At 61.5% G+C, this 17,325-nt stretch carries 16 protein-coding genes; 11 read left to right on the forward strand and 5 right to left on the reverse strand.

Annotated features, from left to right (window positions below; genetic code table 11):
* The first annotated feature begins 216 nt into the window (after positions 1-216).
* From AD663_RS00510 to AD663_RS00540, 7 genes are all read left to right on the forward strand, one after another.
* Positions 217-1,215 carry a phosphate ABC transporter substrate-binding protein PstS gene (locus AD663_RS00510; RefSeq protein ID WP_053213079.1) on the forward strand — a complete coding sequence of 333 codons (999 nt, stop codon included), beginning with the start codon at positions 217-219 and terminating at the stop codon, positions 1,213-1,215.
* 473 nt (positions 1,216-1,688) lie between these two features.
* A complete protein-coding gene (locus tag AD663_RS00515) occupies positions 1,689-3,722 on the forward strand; it encodes an ABC transporter permease subunit (RefSeq protein ID WP_172680572.1) in 2,034 nt (677 codons plus the stop codon).
* 15 nt (positions 3,723-3,737) lie between these two features.
* On the forward strand, positions 3,738-5,408 hold the full coding sequence (gene pstA, locus AD663_RS00520) for a phosphate ABC transporter permease PstA (protein ID WP_053213081.1): 1,671 nt from the start codon (positions 3,738-3,740) through the stop codon (positions 5,406-5,408).
* 163 nt (positions 5,409-5,571) lie between these two features.
* The gene (gene pstB, locus AD663_RS00525; protein ID WP_003177189.1) at positions 5,572-6,405 is read left to right on the forward strand and encodes a phosphate ABC transporter ATP-binding protein PstB; all 834 of its coding nucleotides are present in this window, start codon (positions 5,572-5,574) and stop codon (positions 6,403-6,405) included.
* 112 nt (positions 6,406-6,517) lie between these two features.
* Positions 6,518-7,279, forward strand: a complete 762-nt coding sequence (gene phoU, locus AD663_RS00530; RefSeq protein WP_003177190.1) for a phosphate signaling complex protein PhoU — start codon at positions 6,518-6,520, stop codon at positions 7,277-7,279.
* 169 nt (positions 7,280-7,448) lie between these two features.
* The gene (locus tag AD663_RS00535; RefSeq protein WP_003177191.1) at positions 7,449-8,411 is read left to right on the forward strand and encodes a response regulator; all 963 of its coding nucleotides are present in this window, start codon (positions 7,449-7,451) and stop codon (positions 8,409-8,411) included.
* A 183-nt stretch (positions 8,412-8,594) separates the two neighbouring features.
* On the forward strand, positions 8,595-9,491 hold the full coding sequence (locus AD663_RS00540; protein WP_003177192.1) for a peptidoglycan DD-metalloendopeptidase family protein: 897 nt from the start codon (positions 8,595-8,597) through the stop codon (positions 9,489-9,491).
* A 38-nt stretch (positions 9,492-9,529) separates the two neighbouring features.
* On the opposite strand, the gene AD663_RS00545 is transcribed toward AD663_RS00540, so the two are convergent.
* The 3 genes from AD663_RS00545 to phoB all read right to left on the reverse strand — a co-directional run bounded on the left by AD663_RS00545 (position 9,530) and on the right by phoB (position 13,118).
* Positions 9,530-10,870: a hemolysin family protein gene (locus AD663_RS00545; RefSeq protein WP_003177193.1), complete on the reverse strand. Its 1,341-nt coding sequence runs from the start codon at positions 10,868-10,870 to the stop codon at positions 9,530-9,532.
* A 123-nt stretch (positions 10,871-10,993) separates the two neighbouring features.
* On the reverse strand, positions 10,994-12,316 hold the full coding sequence (gene phoR / locus AD663_RS00550; RefSeq protein ID WP_003177194.1) for a phosphate regulon sensor histidine kinase PhoR: 1,323 nt from the start codon (positions 12,314-12,316) through the stop codon (positions 10,994-10,996).
* A gap of 112 nt (positions 12,317-12,428) precedes the next feature.
* Positions 12,429-13,118, reverse strand: coding sequence for a phosphate regulon transcriptional regulator PhoB (gene phoB / locus AD663_RS00555; protein ID WP_003177195.1), 690 nt, complete (start codon positions 13,116-13,118; stop codon positions 12,429-12,431).
* A 151-nt stretch (positions 13,119-13,269) separates the two neighbouring features.
* On the opposite strand from phoB, the gene AD663_RS00560 reads away from it, so the two are divergent.
* Positions 13,270-13,653, forward strand: a complete 384-nt coding sequence (locus tag AD663_RS00560) for a hypothetical protein (protein WP_053213082.1) — start codon at positions 13,270-13,272, stop codon at positions 13,651-13,653.
* Positions 13,654-13,801: 148 nt separating this feature from the next.
* On the opposite strand, the gene ubiA is transcribed toward AD663_RS00560, so the two are convergent.
* Both ubiA and AD663_RS00570 read right to left on the reverse strand, forming a co-directional pair.
* Complete coding sequence (gene ubiA / locus AD663_RS00565; protein ID WP_053213083.1) at positions 13,802-14,692, reverse strand: 4-hydroxybenzoate octaprenyltransferase; 891 nt, start codon at positions 14,690-14,692, stop codon at positions 13,802-13,804.
* Entirely contained in the window at positions 14,692-15,255 is a 564-nt protein-coding gene (locus AD663_RS00570) for a chorismate lyase (protein ID WP_003177198.1), read from the reverse strand. The genes ubiA and AD663_RS00570 overlap by 1 nt, the downstream gene beginning before the upstream one ends.
* Before the next feature lie 194 nt (positions 15,256-15,449).
* Between AD663_RS00570 and AD663_RS00575 the strand changes: the two genes are divergently transcribed.
* From AD663_RS00575 to AD663_RS00585, 3 genes are all read left to right on the forward strand, one after another.
* A complete protein-coding gene (locus AD663_RS00575) occupies positions 15,450-15,617 on the forward strand; it encodes a rubredoxin (protein ID WP_003177199.1) in 168 nt (55 codons plus the stop codon).
* A 21-nt stretch (positions 15,618-15,638) separates the two neighbouring features.
* Positions 15,639-16,787, forward strand: coding sequence for an FAD-dependent oxidoreductase (locus AD663_RS00580; RefSeq protein ID WP_053213084.1), 1,149 nt, complete (start codon positions 15,639-15,641; stop codon positions 16,785-16,787).
* Between the two features lie 191 nt (positions 16,788-16,978).
* Positions 16,979-17,254, forward strand: a complete 276-nt coding sequence (locus tag AD663_RS00585; protein ID WP_003177201.1) for an HU family DNA-binding protein — start codon at positions 16,979-16,981, stop codon at positions 17,252-17,254.
* Positions 17,255-17,325: the final 71 nt, after the last annotated feature.

A 17,325-nucleotide genomic window follows, 5' to 3' on the forward strand; every position in this document is an offset into this window, starting at 1 on the left:
TGAGTGCTGCGCACTCAAGCGGGAGCAAGCTCCCTCGCCACGGATGGGTACATCTCTGTAAATGAGCGGGTCTTCGGCCTGACTCTACCGGCAGAAATCATCTCGTAAAATTCAATACTGGCCTTTCATCCAATTGTCATATTTCAGCCATAGAGTGTTCACACGGCTTACCGATACTTGGCCGACTTAACACACCCTATCTGCTAGGAGTAAGGCATGAAACTGAAGCGTTTGATGGCGGCAATGACCTTTGTCGCCGCTGGCGTTGCGACTGCCAACGCGGTTGCCGCTGTTGACCCTGCGATCCCGAGCTACACCAAGACCACTGGTGTGTCGGGCAACCTGTCCAGCGTCGGCTCCGATACCCTGGCCAACCTGATGACCTTGTGGGCCGAGAACTACAAGAAAGAATACCCGAACGTAAATATCCAGATCCAAGCCGCCGGTTCCTCCACCGCGCCGCCCGCCCTCACCGAAGGCACCGCCAACCTGGGCCCGATGAGCCGCAAGATGAAGGACAACGAGCTGCAGGCCTTCGAACAGAAGTACGGCTACAAGCCAACCGCAATCCCGGTGGCCGTGGACGCCCTGGCGGTATTCGTACACAAGGACAACCCGATCCAGCACCTGACCATGGAACAGGTCGACGCAATCTTCTCGTCCACCCGTCTGTGCGGCGCTAAAACCGACGTGAAGACCTGGGGCGACCTGGGTGTGACCGGCGACCTGGCCAACAAGCCAGTGCAACTGTTCGGCCGTAACTCGGTGTCCGGCACCTACGGCTACTTCAAAGAAGAAGCCCTGTGCAAAGGCGACTACAAGGCAAACGTCAACGAGCAACCTGGTTCGGCGTCGGTGGTGCAGTCCATCAGCTCTTCGCTCAACGGCATCGGTTATTCGGGCATCGGCTACAAGACCGCCAGTGTGAAGACTGTGGCCTTGGCCAAGAAAGGCAGCACTGACTTCATCGAAGACACCGAAGAAAACGCCCTGAACGGCAAGTACCCGCTGTCGCGCTTCCTCTACGTCTACGTCAACAAGGCACCGAACAAGCCTCTGGCCCCGCTGGAAGCCGAGTTCGTGAAGCTGATCCTGTCCAAGCAAGGCCAGGAAGTCGTGGTCAAGGACGGCTACATCCCGGTACCGGCCAAGGTAGCTGCCAAGGCATTGGCTGACCTGGGTCTGGCGGAAGGCAGCAACGTCGCCAAGAAGTAATACCTGAGCCCGGGTCAACGCCCGGGCTCTCTGTGGGAGCGGGCTTGCTCGCGAATGCGGTGGATCAGTCGGCATCCATATCGAATGTGCTGGCCCCTTCGCGAGCAAGCCCGCTCCCACAGGCACGAATTTTCCGTCCGCTGCCGCTTCTAGCTGGCGGCGGATTTGTTGCGTCACTGCATTGTCATCTTTCTGTCATACAGGATCGCTAGGGTGTGCGCATGAATGATCTGGCCAATTCCCCAATGACTACGACTTCCCCTCCCAAGCGCATTGACTTCAATACGCCTGAGCTGCAACGCAAGCGCCGCATCCGTGCGCTCAAGGATCGCCTGACTCGCTGGTATGTCCTGATCGGCGGCCTCGCCGTCCTGGCCGCCATTACCTTGATCTTCTTCTTCCTGGCCTACGTGGTGCTGCCGCTGTTCCAGGGCGCGGACCTGACCGCCAAGGAATCGATCACCCCGGCTTGGATGCAAGATGCCGGCAAACCCCTGATGATCGCCATCGAAGAGCAGAACCAAGTCGCCCTGCGGGTTTCCGACAAGGGCCAGGCGCTGTTTTTCGACATCAACAGTGGCGCCGAACTGCGTCGGGTCGATCTGCCGATCCCGGCCGGCGCCAGCGTCACCTCCATTGGCGAAGATCAGCCCGGCAGTCCGCTGGTGGCGATCGGCCTGTCCAACGGCCAGGCGCTGGTGTTCCGTCACACCTATAACGTCACGTACCCGGACGGCAAGAAGACCATCTCGCCTGCCGTCGAATATCCCTATGGCGAGACCCCGATTGCGTTGAACGAGCAGGGCGCGGCACTGGAGCATGTCAGCCTCAACGCCACGGATTCGACCCTGTTGCTGGCCGGTTCCAGCGGTGCCCAGTTGCAGGTGCTGTCCTTGACCCGCGAAGAAAACATGATGACCGGCGAAACCACCAGCGAGCAGACGCGTATCGATCTGCCGCAGATGACGGAGCCGGTGAAGAACATCTTCGTCGACCCGCGCCAGCAATGGCTCTACGTGGTCAATGGGCGCGCCCAGGCCGATGTATTCAGCCTGCGGGACAAGAGCCTGAACGGTCGCTACAAGTTGTTGGAAAACGGCGAAGCCCAAGTCACCGCCGCAACCCAGTTGGTGGGCGGGATTTCGCTGATCTTCGGCGACTCCAAAGGTGGCCTGGCCCAATGGTTCATGGCCCGGGATCCGGACGGTGAGCAGCGCCTGAAGCAGATCCGCACCTTCCAGATGGGCACCGCGCCTATCGTTGAAATCACTGCCGAGGAACGGCGCAAAGGCTTCGTCGCCCTCGATGCGGCCGGCAAGCTCGGTGTGTTCCACAGCACTGCCCATCGCACCTTGCTGGTGGACCAGGTGGTCGACGGCCAAGGCGTGTTCGGCATGTCGCCCCGGGCCAATCGCCTGATCGTGGAGCAGGGCGGCAAGCTGCAGCCGCTGACGCTGGACAACCCGCACCCGGAAGTCTCGTGGAGCGCGTTGTGGAGCAAGGTCTGGTACGAAAACTACGACGAGCCTAAATACGTCTGGCAATCGACTGCCGCCAACACCGACTTCGAACCCAAGCTGAGCCTCTCGCCGCTGACCTTCGGTACCCTCAAGGCCGCGTTCTACGCGATGCTGCTGGCCGCTCCGCTGGCGGTTGCCGCGGCGATCTACACCGCCTATTTCATGGCCCCGGGCATGCGCCGCAAGGTCAAGCCGGTGATCGAGTTGATGGAAGCGATGCCGACGGTGATCCTCGGTTTCTTCGCGGGCCTGTTCCTGGCGCCGTATGTTGAAGGGCACCTGCCGGGCATCTTCAGCCTGTTGATGTTGCTGCCGATCGGCATCCTGGTGGCCGGTTTCGTCTTCAGTCGCCTGCCTGAATCCATTCGCCTGAAGGTGCCGGAAGGCTGGGAAAGCGCGATGCTGATCCCGGTGATCCTGTTCGTCGGCTGGCTCTCGCTGTACATGAGCCCGTACATGGAGGCCTGGTTCTTCGGCGGCGACATGCGCATGTGGATCTCCCATGACCTGGGCATCACCTATGACCAGCGCAACGCTCTGGTGGTTGGCCTGGCGATGGGCTTCGCGGTTATCCCGAACATTTATTCCATTGCCGAAGACGCCGTATTCAGCGTGCCACGCGGCCTGACCCTGGGCTCCCTGGCCCTTGGCGCCACGCCGTGGCAGACCATGACCCGCGTGGTGATCCTCACCGCCAGCCCAGGTATTTTCTCGGCGCTGATGATCGGCATGGGCCGTGCGGTGGGCGAAACGATGATCGTGCTGATGGCCACCGGCAACACGCCGGTCATGGAAATGAACCTGTTCGAAGGCCTGCGCACCCTGGCGGCCAACGTGGCGGTGGAAATGCCCGAATCGGAAGTCGGCGGCAGCCATTACCGCGTGCTGTTCCTGTCGGCGCTGGTGCTGCTGTTGTTCACCTTCGTCATGAACACCCTCGCCGAGCTGATCCGTCAGCGTCTGCGCAAGAAATATTCGTCGCTTTAAGAAAGGTAGAAGTCTGTGAAACAGAACTCCCTGAAAGGATGGTTCAAGAGCGGCGCCCCCGGCGTCTGGATCAGCGGTGGCGCGGTGTCCATCGCGGTCATCATGACCATTGGCCTGCTGGCGGTGATCGCTGTGCGCGGCCTGGGTCACTTCTGGCCGGCGGATCTGATCCATGCCAACTACAACGTGCCCGGCATGCCCGCGCACTTGGTGGTGGGCGAAGTGGTGCAGAAAGAAGAAGTACCGCGTGAACGCCTGAAAAGCGCCGGCCTGCCGGTGCCGGACGAAGGCCCTGAGTTCATGACCCGCGAGCTGGTCAAGGTGGGTAACCGGGACCTGAACGGCACCGACTTCACCTGGATCGTCGGCGACTGGCTGACCAACCAGGCCACGCCGCCGGAGCTGATGGCCATCGAGCGTCGTGAGTGGGGCAATTTCTACGGCTACCTGGTCAACGTCAAGGAAGACGGCAAGGTCATTGCCGAAGGCGAGGCCGCCTGGCCGCAGCTGCAGGCTCGCGTACAACGCGTCAACCAGCTGGCAGGCGAACTCAAGACCTTGGAAAAAGTTGATATCGGCGCCATCAACGCCGGCCTGGAGCGCATCCGCCTGCACGGGCGCAAACTGGAGCTGGATGGCAAGCTCGACGCCACCGCCCAGGCAGACCTGGAAGGCGAGCGCGCCGAACTCAACGCCCGTTACAAGGACATCGAAGCACGCCTGTCCGACCTGCATGCGCAGTTCAATCGCGACAGCCTGACGGCCCGCGATGCCAACGGCAAGGAAGTGGAAATCGGCATCGGCAAGGTGGTGCACGCCTACCAGCCGAACGCCATGGGCACGTTCACCAAGCTCGGTTTCTATTTCAGCAAGGTCTGGGAATTTCTCAGCGACGATCCTCGCGAAGCCAACACCGAGGGCGGGATCTTCCCGGCTATCTTCGGCACGGTGATGATGACCCTGATCATGGCGATGATCGTGACGCCATTCGGTGTGCTGGCCGCGGTGTACCTGCGTGAATACGCCCGCCAAGGGCCGATGACCCGCCTGATCCGTATCGCGGTGAACAACCTGGCAGGCGTACCGGCCATCGTCTACGGCGTGTTCGGCCTGGGCTTTTTCGTCTACGTGCTGGGTGGCTCGCTCGACCGCTTGTTCTTCCCCGAGGCCTTGCCGGCGCCAACCTTCGGCACCCCGGGGCTGCTCTGGGCTTCCCTGACTTTGGCGCTGCTGGCGGTGCCGGTGGTGATCGTCGCCACCGAGGAAGGCCTGGCGAGGATCCCGCGGACCGTGCGCGAGGGCTCTCTGGCTCTGGGCGCGACCAAGGCCGAGACCTTGTGGAAAATCGTCCTGCCCATGGCGAGCCCGGCCATGATGACCGGCATGATCCTCGCCGTGGCCCGTGCCGCCGGCGAAGTGGCGCCGCTGATGCTGGTGGGCGTGGTGAAACTGGCCCCGTCGCTGCCGCTGGACGGCAACTACCCGTACCTGCACCTTGACCAGAAAATCATGCACTTGGGCTTTCATATCTACGACGTCGGCTTCCAGAGCCCGAACGTCGAAGCGGCACGACCGCTGGTGTACGCCACGGCGCTGTTGCTGGTGCTGGTGATCGCCACGCTCAACCTGTCGGCGGTGTGGATCCGTAACCACCTGCGTGAGAAGTACAAGGCGTTGGATAGTTGATTTTCATGTGGGAGCGGGCTTGCTCGCGAAGACGGCGGCACATCCTGTAGAGATGCAAGCTGACACACCGCTTTCGCGAGCAAGCCCGCTCCCACAGATACACAGATTGGCATGGCCGCTTAGTGGTCAACCGAACCGAATTTGTTAGCACAGGGAGCCTCCCATGCAACACGAAGTACAAGCACGCGGCATCAACATGTCGGCCCTGGGTCGCGACAAGCAGAGCCTGGACCTGGCGCAGGAAACCGTCGCCATCGAAGTGCCGGGCCTGAGCCTGTTCTACGGCCAGAAGCAGGCGCTGTATGACGTCAGCCTGAACATCCCGAAACAACGCGTCACCGCGTTCATCGGTCCGTCGGGCTGCGGCAAGTCGACTTTGCTGCGCACCTTCAACCGCATGAACGACCTGGTGGACGGCTGCCGCGTGGAGGGTGAAATCAACCTCTACGGCAACAACATCTACCGCAAGGGCGAGGACGTGGCCGAGCTGCGTCGTCGCGTGGGCATGGTGTTCCAGAAGCCCAACCCATTCCCCAAGACCATCTATGAAAACGTGGTCTACGGCCTGCGCATCCAAGGCATCAACAAGAAGCGTATCCTCGACGAAGCGGTGGAGTGGGCCCTCAAGGGCGCGGCGCTGTGGGATGAGGTCAAGGATCGCCTGCATGAGTCGGCACTGGGCTTGTCCGGTGGTCAACAGCAGCGCCTGGTGATTGCCCGCACCATCGCGGTGGAGCCGGAAGTGTTGCTGCTCGACGAACCTTGCTCGGCCCTGGACCCGATCTCGACCTTGAAAGTCGAGGAATTGATCTACGAACTCAAGTCCAAGTTCACCATTGTCATCGTGACCCACAACATGCAGCAGGCGGCGCGGGTGTCCGACTACACCGCGTTCATGTACATGGGCAAACTGGTGGAATTCGGCGACACCGACACCTTGTTCACCAATCCGGCCAAGAAGCAGACCGAAGACTACATTACCGGTCGCTATGGCTAGCGGCAGCTGCGAGCCGCAAGCTTCAAGCGGCAAGTAAAGGCAGTTCAGCGTAACGACACAAATTAGCTTGCAGCTTGAAGCTTGCAGCTCACAGCTTTTGCGGAGCAAAACCATGATTTCGAAGGAAGGCCTTACCCACCACATTTCCGCACAGTTCAACGCCGAGCTGGAGGAGGTGCGCAGCCACCTGCTGGCCATGGGCGGCCTGGTGGAAAAACAGGTCAACGACGCGGTCACCGCGCTGATCGAGGCCGACTCCGGCCTGGCCCAGCAAGTGCGTGAGATCGACGACCAGATCAACCAGATGGAACGCAACATCGACGAGGAATGCCTGCGCATCCTGGCCCGTCGCCAGCCGGCCGCTTCCGACCTGCGGCTGATCATCAGCATCTCCAAGTCGGTGATCGACCTGGAGCGGATCGGCGACGAAGCCACCAAGATCGCCCGCCGCGCCATCCAGTTGTGCGAAGAAGGCGAAGCGCCGCGCGGTTACGTCGAGGTGCGCCACATCGGCGACCAGGTGCGCAATATGGTTCGCGATGCCCTGGACGCCTTTGCCCGCTTCGACGCCGATCTGGCATTGTCGGTGGCCCAGTACGACAAGATCATCGACCGCGAGTACAAGACCGCCCTGCGTGAGTTGGCGACCTACATGATGGAGGACCCGCGCTCGATCTCGCGGGTGCTGAGCATCATCTGGGTGCTGCGCTCTCTGGAGCGTATCGGCGATCATGCGCGCAACATCTCGGAACTTGTGATCTATCTGGTGCGCGGCACCGATGTCCGTCATTTGGGCCTCAAGCGCATGAAGGAAGAAGTTGAGGGCACCTTGTCCGAAACCGCTAATGTTCCGGGCGAAGCTGACGATAAGTAAGATTGCCAAGAAAAGCGCCCGGCCTTCTGGTCGGGCTTTTTTTTGGAATTTTTTTTTAATCGTCAGCAGCACCCCGCGAACGAAAAGTCCCGGCGTGACTGAAGGTTTTTGGCAATGTGCCATCAGTAAAAGCGGTATGCTTGCCGGGATTTTTTAGAGGTGTATCTGGATGAGTAAGGTCAGTGTGTTGGTCGTGGACGATGCTTCGTTCATTCGTGACCTGGTGAAGAAGTGCCTGCGCAACTACTTCCCGGGCATCCGCATCGAGGACGCGGTGAACGGCAAGAAAGCCCAGGCTGTGCTGGCTCGCGAGGCGTTCGACCTGGTGCTGTGCGATTGGGAAATGCCGGAGATGTCCGGCCTGGAACTGCTGACCTGGTGCCGCCAGCAGGATAACCTCAAGGGCATGCCGTTCGTGATGGTTACCAGCCGCGGCGACAAGGAAAACGTGGTCCAGGCGATCCAGGCCGGCGTTTCCGGCTACGTCAGCAAGCCGTTCACCAACGAACAGTTGCTGACCAAGGTCAAACAGGCCCTGCACAAAGTCGGCAAGCTCGACACCCTGATGAACAGCGCGCCAACCAAGATGAATTCGGCGTTCGGCAATGATTCCCTCAGCGCTCTTACAGGCGGCAAGGCTGCGCCGGTTGCTGCGGCGGCCCCTGCGGTGAATCCTTTCGCCAAGCCCGCTGCCGTTGCCGCCGCCCCGGCTGCTGCACCCGCCGCTGCACCGGCTCGGGGTCTGCTCAACAGCCCGCCCGTCAAAGCCCCGGCTGCCTCGGCCGCGCCGGCCGGCAACCGTGGCCAGGGCCAGTTGCGCCTGTCCAGCGGCACCCAGCCATGCGTGATCAAGGCCCTGAGCCTCAAGGAAGCGCTGCTGGTGGTCAAGCGCTCCGACACCCTGCCGCAAGTGCTCGAAGGCGCGGTGCTGGACATGGAGCAGGGCGACAACGCCGAGACCGCTCGTCTGAACGGTTACCTGCACGCCATCGTCGCTCACGAACAGACTCCCGACAGCGAATGGCTGCAACTGACCTTCCGCTTCGTCGACAAAGACCCGCAGAAACTTGACTACATCTCCCGCCTGATCGCCCGCGGCACCGCGCAGAAGCACTTCGTTCCGGGCGCCTGATCCGGCTGCTATCGCGAGCAAGTTCACTTCCACTCTCTCTGTGGAAGCGCGCTTGCTCGCGATGGGGCAATGAGATCCAACACCGATCGCTGATCCAATTTTGAAACATCCGTCGACTACGCTGGTCCATCCCAGCTGCTAGGCTGCTGTGCAGGCCTTCATTTCTCGACAGAACCTTTGCCCATGCTCGCGCACTTGCTGTTTGCCTGTGGTCTTGTCCTGGCCTCCACTTCGGCCGCGGCCATGACGATCTACAAATCCACCGATGCCAATGGCGTGGTGTCCTATAGCGACCGTCCCAGCCGAGGCGCCCAGGTGTTCGTGTTTCGCGACCGCATGGTGGAGCGCCTGGAGCGCCAGGTGTTTCTTGATATCCAGAAGCACAAAGGTGCGGACGCTGTATTCGTGCGCAACGACCTGTACGCGCCGGTGGAGATCGAGTTGAGTTTCGCCGGGCTCAAGAACGTGAGCGGGGCGCCGAGCCGGCCGATTCGCCGGGTGCTGCCGGCGCGCAGCAACCTGCGCCTGGCGTTGCTCACGGCCACCCGGCCCGGCAGGCCGTTGGTGTATACCCCGAGGTTCGAATACTCCCTGGGTGACCCTGCGGACGCGGCGCAGGCCTATCGTTACCCGTTACCCTGGCGAGGCGGGCCGTTCCGGTTGAGCCAGGGTGCCAACGGCCAATACAGTCACTACGGCCCGAAAAACCGCTACGCCATGGACATCGCCATGCCCGAAGGCACGCCGATCATCGCGGCGCGGGGCGGTGTAGTGATCAAGACGGAAAACCAGCAGACCGGTCGTGGCGATGATCCCTCGGGCAACTTCGTGCGGGTGCTGCACGATGACGGGACCATGGGCGTCTACCTGCATTTGCAGAAAGGTTCGGTGAACGTGCGGGAAGGGCAGCGTGTCGGGGTGGGCACGCCCTTGGCATTGTCGGGCAACACCGGCAACAGCTCCGGCCCGCACCTGCATTTCGTGGTGCAGCGCAATACCGGGCTGGGGCTGGTGTCGATTCCCTACCAGTTCAATCAACCGGTGGGAGAGCTGCCCAACTTTGCGCTGGGCAAGCAATAGCACGGGATTTATGTTCAGCCTTCAGGGCAGGTTGATGCTCAATCGAGCATCAATACCTTCGCCAGGATGATCTTGGGTCCTTTCATCTTCTTGATGATGATCCGCAGCCCTTCGACTTCCAGCACCTCTTCCTCTTCCGGCACCCGCTTGAGGGTTTCGTAGACCAGACCGGCCAATGTCTCGGCTTCGACGTGGTCCAGGTCGATCCCCAGCAGCCGTTCGACCTTGAACAACGGCGTGTCGCCGCGTACCAGCAACTTGCCCGGCTGGTAGGCCAGGATGCCGCGTTCGGCTTTGCGGTGTTCGTCCTGAATGTCGCCCACCAGCACTTCCAACACGTCTTCCATGGTCAGGTAGCCGATGATGTTGCCGTCGGCTTCCTCAACCACGGCGAAGTGCGAGCCGCCCTTGCGGAACTGCTCGAGCAATTGCGACAGCGGCATGTGCCGCGACACCCGCTCCAGCGGCCGGGTCAGTTCAGCCAGGTTGAACGACTCGGGGATGTGGTCCAGGGCCGCCAGTTCCAGCAACAGGTCCTTGATGTGCAACAGACCGACGAACTCCTGTCGCTCGCTGTCATACACCGGATAGCGGCTGAACTTGTGGCGACGGAACATCGCCAGGATTTCCTTGAGCGGCGCATTGAACTCCAGTGTCACCAGGTCTTCCCGGGAGTTGGCCCAGTCCACCACTTCCAGCTCGCCCATTTCCACGGCCGAAGCCAGCACGCGCATGCCCTGGTCGCTCGGGTCCTGGCCACGGCTGGAGTGCAGGATCAGCTTCAGTTCTTCACGGCTGTAGTGATGCTCGTGGTGCGGGCCGGGTTCGCCCTGACCAGCGATGCGCAAGATGGCGTTGGCGCTGGCGTTGAGCAGGTAGATTGCCGGGTACATGGCCCAGTAGAACAGGTACAGCGGCACGGCGGTCCACAGCGACAGCAACTCAGGCTTGCGGATCGCCCAGGACTTGGGCGCCAGCTCGCCGACGACGATGTGCAGGTACGAAATGATGAAGAACGCGGTGAAGAACGACACGCCTTTTATCACTTCCGGCGACTGAACGCCGACCGCGCCCAGCAGTGGTTCGAGAATGTGTGCGAACGCCGGCTCACCGACCCAGCCCAGGCCCAGGGAGGCGAGGGTGATGCCCAGCTGGCACGCCGACAGGTAGGCGTCGAGCTGGCTGTGGACGGTGCGCAGGATATGCCCGCGCCAGCCGTTCTGCTCGGCAATGGCCTCGACCCGGGTCGAGCGCAGCTTGACCATGGCAAACTCGGCCGCAACGAAAAAACCGTTGAGCAGAACCAGGATCAGAGCAAAAAGAATCATGCCGAATTCGGCGAAGAGTGTTACGAGGGACAAGCCAGGGGAAGGGTCCATGATGGAGTTTTGCGGGTTCCGTATGTTCGTAGAAGTTAGGAATGAGTGCCTGAAAGGGCAGGCACAAGTCAGCCAATGTAGCGGCTGACTCGGCGGTTGCCTAGTGGCGAGTGCCGGTCGGTATCAATCGGCGCGGCTGGCGAGACGCCCGCGCACCACCTGCGCCGGGGCGAAATGGCAGGTGAACGTGCTGCCGTGGCCGGGCACGCTGCTGATTTCCATGCGTGCGCGATGACGTAACAACACGTGTTTAACGATGGCCAGTCCGAGCCCGGTTCCCCCAGTGTTGGAGTTGCGGCTGGAGTCGACGCGGTAGAAACGCTCGGTCAGGCGCGGCAGGTGCTTGCTGTCGATGCCGATGCCCGAATCGCGCACGCTCAGGTGTGCGCCTTGCTCATCGCCCCACCAGCGCACATGAATCCGGCCCTGTTCTGGGGTGTACTTGACGGCATTGAACACCAAGTTGGAAAACGCGCTGCGCAATTCCGCCTCGCTGCCCTTGAGTTGCACGCCCGGCTCGGCTTCCAGGGTGATGGTCTGCTGCTTGGGGCCGGACAGTTCCTGCGCGTCTTCGGCGATGGTTTGCAACAGCTCGTCGATGGGCACGGGCTGGTTGTCCGACGGGTAATCGGTGGCTTCGAGCTTGGCCAGCAGCAGCAAGTCGTTGAGCAGGGTCTGCATGCGCCCGCTTTGCTGGTGCATCTGTTGCAGGGCCCGGCTCCAGCGCGGGTTCACTTCCTCGACGTTGTCGAGCAGGGTTTCCAGATAGCCGCAGATCACCGTCAATGGCGTGCGCAATTCGTGGGATACGTTGGCGATGAAGTCCTTGCGCATCTGTTCCAGCTGATGGATGCGCGTCACGTCCCGCACCAGCATCAAGTGTTCGTTGTTGCCGTAGCGGGTGATGTACAGCTGGATACGCAGCCGATCATTGATAGGCGAAGGAATTTCCAGGGGCTCGGCGTAATTATCCTGCTCGAAGTATTCCTTGAAGCGCGGATGACGCACCAGGTTGGTCACCGGCTGGCCGCTGTCCTGGGGCGTCTTGAGGCCCAACAGGGTTTCGGCGGCGCGGTTCCACCATTCCAGGTTGCCGTCGCTGTCGAGCATGATCACCGCGTCTTTCAGCGCGGCGGTGGATTCCTGGACCCGATCGATCACCGCTTGCAGGCGCCCGCGCACACGCTGGTCGCGCCGTTGCAGGTGATAGATGCTGTCGAACACCTCGCCCCACAGGCCGTAGCCGTCGGGCGGGGCTTCGTCGGGTTGGTGCAAGCGCAGCCATTCATGCAGGCGCAGCAATTGCTTGAGCGTCCATGCCAGGTAAACCCCCAGCCCTGCGGCCAGGCTCCAGCCGTAATAGCCGCTGATCAGGCCGATCAGCAAACAGCCGGTCACCAGCAGCAACATGTGGCGAATCAGGGTGCCATGCCAGTTTTGATTCACGGGGCTTCCTTTGGAAGCAGCTGAAAGCTGCAAGCTTCAAGCTGCAAGTTTGAAGCGGGTCGGTAGTGGCTTTTGCTTGCAGCTTGTAGCTTGAAACTCGCAGCTGCTTTTCTCATGCCTTCGTCGAAAAACGATAACCGGTGCCGCGCACGGTTTGTACCAGATTCTCGTAGGCATCGCCGAGGGCCTTGCGCAGACGCCGGATATGCACGTCCACGGTGCGTTCTTCGACGTAGACGTTGCCGCCCCAGACCTGGTCCAGCAGTTGCCCGCGCGTGTAGGCGCGCTCCTGGTGGGTCATGAAAAATTGCAGCAGACGGTATTCGGTGGGGCCCATCTCGGCGGGCTTGCCGTCGATGGTCACGCGGTGGCTGATCGGGTCCAACAGGAGGCCACCGACTTCGATTGGCGCTTCGCCATCGGTCGGCCCCGCACGCCGCAGCACGGCCTTCAGGCGCGCCACCAGCTCGCGTGGAGAGAACGGCTTGGTGATGTAGTCGTCGGCGCCGACTTCCAGGCCCTGGATCTTGTTGTCCTCTTCGCCCTTGGCGGTGAGCATGATGATGGGGATATCGCCGGTCAGCTCGTCGCGCTTGAGGCGCCGCGCCAGCTCGATGCCAGACGTGCCGGGCAACATCCAGTCCAGCAGGATCAGGTCGGGCTTGCGGTCGACGATGATGGCATGGGCCTGTTGAGAGTTCTCTGCTTCCATGCAGTCATAGCCGGCCATCTCCAACGCAACGGCGATCATCTCGCGGATGGGCGCCTCGTCGTCGACGATCAGAATGCTCCTGCCAACCATGGGGTAATCCTCTTGTCATTTAACTGTCTTGCGCCGCATTAGATAACGGAATTATTGCAGTCGTGTGACAGTTATTTCCTGAGCCTGCATCGACGGGGATCCTGGGCTACGCTTTTAGTCCGAACCCTGACAACCACAAGAGAAGGTTTCCATGACTTACTTCACTCAATCCATCAAGGCCCTGGCAGTCACGGTTGCGCTGGCGCTGCCGATGTCGGCATTCGCGGCTGATCCGGCGAAGGAAAAAAACGGCATGCTGACGGATCACCAAGGCATGACGCTGTATACGTTCGCCAAGGACGCGGGCGCCAAGTCGATGTGCAACGACAAATGCGCGGCCAATTGGCCACCGCTGATGGCCGCAGAGGGCGCCAAGTCCATGGGCGAATGGACCGTGATCACCCGCGACGACGGCAAGAAGCAATGGGCCTACAACGGAAAACCGCTGTACACCTTCGTCATGGATAAAAAAGCCGGAGACATGACCGGTGACGGCAAAATGGACGGCGCCTGGAAAATCGCCAAGCCTGACTGACCCGAGCCGGTCCAGGAAAATGCTCCTGTGGCGAGGGAGCTTGCTCCCGCTGGGCTGCGAAGCGGTCCCGGCTTTTGGCGGTCGCTGCGCAACCGAGCGGGAGCAAGCTCCCTCGCCACGGGTTCAATGTGTGCTTAATTGATGTGGCTTAGCGCAACGCGTAATCCAGCACAATGCCGACGAAAATTGCCAACCCGGCCCAATGGTTGTGCAGGAACGCCTTGAAGCAGCGCATCCGATCCCTGTCGCGGGTGTACCAGGACTCCCAGGCAAAACATGCGGCGGCGGCCACGAGACCGAGGTGGAACCAGCCACCCAGCTGGAATTTCGAGCCGGCCAATAGCAGGCACCCCAAGGCCAGGCCTTGCAGCGTCAGGATGATTACCCGGTCGGCATCGCCAAACAGGATCGCCGTGGATTTCACGCCGATCCGCAAGTCATCGTCGCGGTCGGTCATCGCGTAATAAGTGTCGTAGCCAACCGTCCACAGCAGATTGGCGATGTACAGCAACCAGGCGGCCGCTGGCAGGTGACCGGTTTCGGCCGTGAACGCCATCGGCATGCCCCAGGAGAACGCCGCGCCCAGCACCACTTGTGGGTAATAGGTGTAGCGCTTCATGAATGGATAGCTGAGCGCCAGGGCCAGCCCGCCGAGGGAGAGCAGGATGGTGGGTCCGTTGGTGCACAGCACGAGCAGGAAGCTCACGCCCATCAACACCGCGAAGAACACCAGCGCCTCTTTTGAACGGATCTTGCCGCTCACCAGCGGGCGTTGTTCGGTGCGTTTGACATGACCGTCCACCTTGCGGTCGGCCCAGTCATTGATCACGCAACCACCGGCGCGGGTCAGCACCACGCCCAGGACAAAAATCACGATATTGGCGAGGGACGGCGAACCTTCACCGGCGATCCACAACGCCCATAGGGTCGGCCACAACAGCAGGTAGATGCCGATGGGCTTGTCCATGCGGGTCAATTGCACGAAGTCCCAGGCCCGCGGATTCAGGCGATTCAAGGATTTGAGCAGGTGCATGTACATCAGCAATTCTCCGAATAGGCGCGGGCGACGGTCCATAGGCGCGGCAGGAAGATTTCCGCCACCAGCACGCTCAATGCACCGCGATCGAAACGCGAACGGCGGCCCCACAGCCCACTGGTGCTTACCTCTGCGGGCAACCAGGGCTCGGGGTAATGGCACACTTCAATGGCCCGGCGCTGGAACGCCTGGTCGCAAAACAGCAATTCCCCCAGGGAGCGGCTGCCCAATTCGTCCATGTGCAACCCGTCGCCCTGCAACGCGCTGCGCGCCGCCACACTGCGGGCGAACACCCAGGGCTGGCCGTGGCCGCGCAGAAACACCTCGCGCACCCAGCCTTCGCTGCCTTCGGCCAAGTCGAGTGCGGCACATTCATCGGCCCGCAGTGGCTGCCAGCCTTCGAACAGTGGCGTCACGCTGAAGTGATCGTCCGACAGCCGTGTCAGCCGCCGGGTCAGCGAACCCGCATCGAACAGCCAATCGAGTACACAGGCATCGGGACAGGGCTCCAGCAGGTGCCGGGGCAGCCATTGGAGTGTAGGAAAGATCGAATTTGTATGCGGCACAGAGGTCTTGAATGGCAGCAAATGAGGCCGGGAGCTTACCATGCCGGTCGGCCATTTGACTGGCCCGGCCTGCCGTCGCGTCGATCATGCTTGCATCTGGCGCAATCGATCAGTACAAAACGCCCTGAGCCGGAAGGGCGACCGCATCGACCCAACCAATACCGGCAAACGCCTGACACCCGAGGAAGTACTGAATGAAGAAGTGGCAATGTATTGTCTGCGGCCTGATCTACAACGAAGCCGATGGTTGGCCGGATGATGGCATCGCCCCCGGCACCCGCTGGGAAGACGTGCCGGCAGACTGGCTCTGCCCGGACTGCGGCGTGGGCAAAATGGATTTCGAAATGATCGAAATCAACTGATCATTCTTCATGGAGAGCAACATGAGCGCACCTGTCGTCATCGTCGGCACCGGCCTTGCCGGTTACAACCTGGCCCGGGAGTTTCGCAAGCTCGACAGCGAAACCCCGTTGCTGCTGATTACCGCCGATGACGGCCGCTCGTACTCCAAGCCGATGCTCTCCACGGGGTTTGGCAAGAGCAAGGACGCCGATGGCCTGAGCGTGGCCGAGCCTGGCGCCATGGCCGAGCAATTGAAGGGCGAAGTGCGCACCCACACCCGCATCAGCGGCATCGACCCAGGTCACAAGCGGTTGTGGATCGGCGAGGAAGCGGTGAGCTACCGCGATCTGATCCTGGCCTGGGGCGCCGAAACCGTGCGCGTACCGGTGCAGGGTGACGCTTCGGAGCTGATCTTCCCGATCAACGACTTGGAAGACTACGCACGCTTCAGGGCTGCGGCCGCCGGTAAGCGTCGTGTGCTGCTGCTGGGCGCAGGGTTGATTGGCTGCGAATTCGCTAACGACCTGATTCTTGGCGGCTATGAGGTGCAATTAGTGGCGCCTTGCGAGCAAGTCATGCCGACGCTGTTGCACCCGGCTGCAGCCGCCGCGGTACAGGCCGGGCTGGAGAGCCTCGGCGCGCGCTTCCACTTGGGACCGGTGCTCAACCGTTTGCAGCGGGTGGCCGACGGGCTGGAAGCCCACTTGTCCGACGGCCAGGTGATCGCCTGCGACCTGGTGGTCTCGGCCATCGGCCTGCGCCCGCGCATTGACCTCGCGGCTGCCGCCGGCCTGGTGGTCAATCGCGGCGTGGTGGTCGACCGCCACCTGAAAACGTCCCATGCCAACATTTACGCCTTGGGCGATTGCGCCGAGGTCGATGGCTTGAACCTCTTGTACGTGATGCCGCTGATGAGTTGCGCCCGTGCCCTGGCCCAAACCCTGGCCGGCAACCCGACAGCCGTCAGTTATGGCGCCATGCCCATCACGGTGAAGACCCCGGTGTGTCCGCTGGTGGTTTCGCCACCGCCACGGGGCCGTGAAGGCGCATGGAGCGTCGAAGGGCAGGGCGCTGACATCAAGGCCCTGTGTCGCGACGCCGACGGCAACCTGCTGGGCTACGCCCTGACGGGGGCGGCGGTGATGGAGAAGCTGGCGCTGAATAAGGAACTTCCGGCGCTGCTGGCGTAAATAACGGCCGTTCTGTCGCAAAAACCCTACTTTTGGTCCCACAAAGGTCGTTCGGACACTGGCGCCGCCTGCGGCCCCGTGCCATCCTCACTTCCGTCTGCCGCAGAGTAGAGCCTGCGGCGCCTTAGGGGCTGTTCCAAAGAGAACGGCACGGACATAACAACAAAAAAACCGTCAAAGGGGCTTCATTCATGCGTAAACCAGAACTCGCCGCCGCCATCGCGGAAAAGGCAGACCTCACCAAAGAGCAAGCCAACCGCGTGCTCAACGCCGTCCTCGAAGAAATCACCGGCGCCCTGCACCGCAAGGACAGCGTTACCCTGGTAGGCTTCGGCACCTTCCTGCAACGCCACCGCGGCGCCCGCACCGGCAAGAACCCACAAACCGGTGAGCCGGTGAAAATCAAGGCAAGCAACACGGTTGCTTTCAAGCCAGGCAAGTTTCTGAAGGACAGCGTTAACCCGTAATCCGGGGGCGCTTAAAAAAGGGCACACCGATGGAGTCGGGTGCCCTTTTTTCATGACTTTTTTCGACACCT

It is taken from the genome of Pseudomonas sp. Q12-87 (assembly GCF_001269755.1).
Lineage (GTDB): Bacteria > Pseudomonadota > Gammaproteobacteria > Pseudomonadales > Pseudomonadaceae > Aquipseudomonas > Aquipseudomonas fluorescens_S.

Bases quoted from the DNA above. Each gene is read 5' to 3' on its own strand.
- AD663_RS00510 (WP_053213079.1), top strand. From the start codon at position 217: ATGAAACTGAAGCGTTTGATGGCGGCAATGACCTTTGTCGCCGCTGGC.
- AD663_RS00515 (WP_172680572.1), top strand. From the start codon at position 1,689: ATGCAAGATGCCGGCAAACCCCTGATGATCGCCATCGAAGAGCAGAAC.
- pstB (WP_003177189.1), top strand. From the start codon at position 5,572: ATGCAACACGAAGTACAAGCACGCGGCATCAACATGTCGGCCCTGGGT.
- phoU (WP_003177190.1), top strand. From the start codon at position 6,518: ATGATTTCGAAGGAAGGCCTTACCCACCACATTTCCGCACAGTTCAAC.
- AD663_RS00535 (WP_003177191.1), top strand. From the start codon at position 7,449: ATGAGTAAGGTCAGTGTGTTGGTCGTGGACGATGCTTCGTTCATTCGT.
- AD663_RS00540 (WP_003177192.1), top strand. From the start codon at position 8,595: ATGCTCGCGCACTTGCTGTTTGCCTGTGGTCTTGTCCTGGCCTCCACT.
- AD663_RS00545 (WP_003177193.1), bottom strand. From the start codon at position 10,870: ATGGACCCTTCCCCTGGCTTGTCCCTCGTAACACTCTTCGCCGAATTC.
- phoB (WP_003177195.1), bottom strand. From the start codon at position 13,118: ATGGTTGGCAGGAGCATTCTGATCGTCGACGACGAGGCGCCCATCCGC.
- AD663_RS00560 (WP_053213082.1), top strand. From the start codon at position 13,270: ATGACTTACTTCACTCAATCCATCAAGGCCCTGGCAGTCACGGTTGCG.
- ubiA (WP_053213083.1), bottom strand. From the start codon at position 14,692: ATGTACATGCACCTGCTCAAATCCTTGAATCGCCTGAATCCGCGGGCC.
- AD663_RS00575 (WP_003177199.1), top strand. From the start codon at position 15,450: ATGAAGAAGTGGCAATGTATTGTCTGCGGCCTGATCTACAACGAAGCC.
- AD663_RS00580 (WP_053213084.1), top strand. From the start codon at position 15,639: ATGAGCGCACCTGTCGTCATCGTCGGCACCGGCCTTGCCGGTTACAAC.
- AD663_RS00585 (WP_003177201.1), top strand. From the start codon at position 16,979: ATGCGTAAACCAGAACTCGCCGCCGCCATCGCGGAAAAGGCAGACCTC.